Origin of the sequence: Romboutsia sp. 13368, assembly GCF_018336475.1 — a bacterium.
Classification (GTDB): domain Bacteria; phylum Bacillota; class Clostridia; order Peptostreptococcales; family Peptostreptococcaceae; genus Romboutsia.
The window spans coordinates 1547457-1550783 of the sequence record NZ_CP048741.1 but is presented as its reverse complement, the minus strand read 5'-3'; the positions used below and the strand labels follow the sequence as shown (position 1 = coordinate 1550783).

Here is a 3327-nt window from a genome sequence, read left to right as displayed (position 1 = left end):
ATATAATTAAATATTAAAGTGAAAATATTGTGAAAATACTAAACTAATTGAAGAAGTTTGTAATATATCTATATTTATGATAGAATATATAAGCTGTAAATATAGACAAAGGGGGATGTCAATGAAAAAGATATACATAGTAACAACTTATACTGGAACAGTATTATCTTATTTAATCAGAAAAATAAGTAAAACCCCATATGCACATGTATCTATAGCTTTAAATTTAGATTTAAAGCCAATGTATTCGTTTGGAAGATTGAATCCTAAAACTCCAATTTTTGCAGGTTTCGTAGAAGAGAATATAAATGAAGGGCTATATGCTATTAGAGAAAATACTATGTGCAGGGTATATTCATTAGATGTTACTGATTCTCAATATGAAAATCTAAAGCGAAATATTATAAAAGTAGCTAACAATAGAAAAGAATATTACTATGATGTAAAAGGTCTTGTATATCTATATTTAAATAAACCTAGAAAAAAGGATTATAAATACGTATGTTCTAATTTTGTAGCAGATATGATGCAAAGAAGTGATATAAATATATTAGATAAAGAAGCATACAAAGTAAGACCAAATGACTTTTATAATTTAGATGACTTAGAGTTAGAATATGAAGGRTTAYTATCNNAGATTATCCAATGAGGCATAATTTAAATTACTTACAAATGGCAAAAGCTGAATAAAAATAACACTTCTAATAATAGAAGTGTTTATTTTTTTACATTATATGTTTATAATAGTATTAATTACTATTTTTAGTGAAAGGAGTATTAAATGAAAAAATTAATACAATCATATGTAATATCAGCTATTTTAGTAGCGATATACTGTTTTTTAAAACTACCAGTATTAAGATTAGACTTCTTATCTTTTATTTCGGTATTAATAATATTCTTTGCATTAGCTGGAATAATAGATATGATGCTAGATAGAGGAGAACAAACATCTAAATTAGCAAAATACAATTTTTTTATAGCAATTGTTTTGATAATTTTTAATGTAGTAGCACCCTTTGTAACTTCATCGCCAATACTATATTCTAAGTCATATAGAAATTTAATTGGTGAAGTTAAAGAAAGTAAATTTACAAAGGATGTAAGCCCTGTAAGTGTAGCTGATATACGTTTAGTTGACGAAGATATGGCTATGAAACTTGGAGACAAAAAACTAGGTGAAGATCCTGCACTTGGAAGTGTAGCTAAACTTGGAAAGTTCAATATACAAAGTGTAGGTGAAAAACTATATTGGGTAGCACCACTTGTACATAGAGATATAATAAAATGGATAACATCACTTGATGGTACTAGTGGATATGTAATGGTATCTGCAAGCAATCCACAAGATGTTAGATTAGTTCAAGAAATAGATAAAAAGCCTGTAAAAATAGTTTATCAACAAGAAGCATACTTTTTACAAGACCTTCATAGACATATGTATTTAAAAGGTATTGTAAATGCAGGTATGACAGATTTTTCATTTGAAATAGATGACAATGGAAATCCATACTGGGTAACTACTTTATATGAACATAAGATAGGTTATAGTGGAGCAGATGCAATAGGTGTAGCAGTAGTTAATGCATCTACTGGAGAAACAAAAAGATATTCTATTAAGGATGCACCAGAGTGGATTGATAGAATACAACCTGAAAGTTTTATAGTAGATCAAATAAATGACTGGGGATTATATGTTAAAGGATTTTTAAACTCAGTTATATCAGAACAAGGTGTACTTGTACCAACAGAAGGAACATCTTTAGTATATGGAAATGATGGAAGAGCATATTGGTATACTGGAATAACTTCATCTGGTGGAGATGAATCAACTATAGGATTTATGTTAGTTGATACTCGTACTAAAGAAGCAAAGCTTTATAAACAGCCAGGAGCAACAGAAACTGCAGCAATGACATCTGCTGAAGGTAAGGTTCAAGAGAAAAACTATCAAGCTACATTCCCTGTAATGTATAATATACTTGGAAAACCAACATATGTAATGTCTTTAAAGGATAAAGCAGGTCTAGTTAAGATGGTAGCATTTGTATCAGTTGAAGATTATAGTATATTAGGCCTTGGAGAAACTAAAGAAGATGCACTGAGAAATTATAGAGATGCATTATCATCAAAAGGGAACTCTATAAAAATTGAAAATGATGAAACACAACAGTCTGTACAAGGAGCTGTAACTAGAATAAATCAAGAAGTTGAAGATGGAAATACATTCTATTATTTAACAATAGATAGTGATACATCAAATATATTTAGAGCAACATCAAAAATATCATCAAAACTTCCTTTAACTCAAGTTGGAGATAAAGTTAAATTATCTTATCAAAAAGGAGAGAAAGGGCTAGTTGATATAACAGAATTTGATAATCTAAATATTCAAAATGTTGAAGAAAATATTCAAAATGTTGAAGAAAAAACAAATACGAAATAAGTTGTAAAAAGTCGCATTTAAAATGCGACTTTTTTTATTTTAAAATGTAAATTTTAATGGACTAGTTTAATATATTGATACTATAATCAACAAATAATAACTGCAAGGAGACTGACATGATGATAGGCATAGAGAAGGATATATTAATATTAGTTAGCAAAATTAGATGTATAACAGAAACACAGGTTGGTAAATTTTTTGGGACAAAAAAAAGATACTCAAGAAAACCTTTTAAAAAAACATTAAGAAAAATGTGTAATGAGTATACGTTAAGGAAATACCCCTGTAATATAAACTATTCTGGATTTAGAGATAATACCTATGTATATTATTTAAATGGAAGTCAAATGTATAAGGGGAAAGAATTACTTAAAGTAGTACTTGGGTCTGAGCTAGCTATAAAACTTGAAACTGGCGGATATAAAATAAGAAGATTTTACAGAAATGTTAAAATAGATAAATCAAGATATGAYCTATTTATAGAATATATAGATAATTATAATGAAGTAAAGCAAATCTTAGTAGATATAAATATAGATGAAGAGTTTAATATATTTAAATATGATAAAATTGAAGATAAAATTAAAAAATCAACTATACCTTTCTTTGAAGTTCCTAAAATACTAATAATAACTAAAAATAATAGAGATATATTTATACCAGATAAGTTAGATTTAGATATAGATTTTATTGATATAAATTTAAGCAAACTTTTTAAAGTAATATAGGAGCATTATAAGACTAAAAATGAATAAGTTAAAATATTTATGAAATCTATAATTACTATTTATAATATATAATTATAGATTTTATAATTTAGATAAAATACATATAAAGAAAAAGGAGTAGCTAATATTTACTTATATACTCCTTTTTTGAAT

The 3327-nt window shown here is 26.6% G+C and carries 2 protein-coding genes; both read left to right on the top strand.

Annotated features, from left to right (window positions below; genetic code table 11):
• Positions 1-781 precede the first annotated feature (781 nt).
• The gene (locus G3997_RS06245) at positions 782-2446 is read left to right on the top strand and encodes a hypothetical protein (RefSeq protein WP_296644526.1); all 1665 of its coding nucleotides are present in this window, start codon (positions 782-784) and stop codon (positions 2444-2446) included.
• A 116-nt stretch (positions 2447-2562) separates the two neighbouring features.
• Complete coding sequence (locus G3997_RS06240; protein WP_296644522.1) at positions 2563-3174, top strand: hypothetical protein; 612 nt, start codon at positions 2563-2565, stop codon at positions 3172-3174.
• The last annotated feature ends 153 nt before the right edge of the window (positions 3175-3327 follow it).

Bases quoted from the DNA above. Each gene is read 5' to 3' on its own strand.
- G3997_RS06245 (WP_296644526.1), top strand. From the start codon at position 782: ATGAAAAAATTAATACAATCATATGTAATATCAGCTATTTTAGTAGCG.